2 protein-coding genes are annotated in these 603 nt (G+C 49.8%); both read left to right on the top strand.

The genetic code is table 11. The features are described 5' to 3' along the window. Nucleotides 1-349, top strand: a 349-nt coding sequence (locus EI28_RS12840) for a nucleotidyltransferase family protein (RefSeq protein WP_048115442.1), incomplete at its 5' end; no start/stop codon positions are given. Beyond that, nucleotides 324-603: HEPN domain-containing protein (locus EI28_RS12835; protein WP_048115439.1), on the top strand; the 280-nt coding region annotated here is incomplete at its 3' end. The genes EI28_RS12840 and EI28_RS12835, both read left to right, overlap by 26 nt.

Here is a 603-nt window from a genome sequence, read left to right as displayed (position 1 = left end):
ACGGGTGCACGTCTATGTAGTGGAGTGGTACGCGCTCGGAAACCTGATTGAAAAGGCCCCTCATCTACGATCAGTCATCAGGACGATCCAGGAGAGACGGAATATCCCGCTTGCCATAATCTTCGGCAGTTATGCGAAAGGAACTGCGGATGAGAAGAGCGACATCGATCTCTATATCGAGACAGACGATAGAGAGGTGAAACGAGAACTGGAGCGTTGCCATTCGAGGCTCAGCGTGAAGATCGGAACCTGGGATCCGGAAAATCTGTTGATTCAGGAGATCGCAAAGAATCACATCATCGTGAAGGGAGTCGAACGGTATTATGAAAAAACAGGGGTTTTTGAGTAAACTCTACGATGAAGGGAAGATCCGGCTCGTTGAGCCAAGCACCCAGGTCCAGGAGGCATACCGTAAGAAGTCAGAGAGTTATCTCGTCTCGGCAAAGATCCTGCTCGAGAACGGGCGGCTTGAAGAGACGGTATCGATGGCATACTACAGCATGTACTACATGGTGCTTGCCCTTCTCTTCAAGACCGGTATAAAATGCGAAAACCACTCCGGCGCAACGATCCTCCTTGAGAACCTGTATGGAATTGACAATT

Origin of the sequence: Methanoculleus sp. MH98A (assembly GCF_000691865.1) — an archaeon.
Classification (GTDB): domain Archaea; phylum Halobacteriota; class Methanomicrobia; order Methanomicrobiales; family Methanoculleaceae; genus Methanoculleus.
The sequence above is the reverse complement of the archived record's forward strand: the minus strand, read 5'-3'. Positions and strand labels throughout refer to the sequence as shown.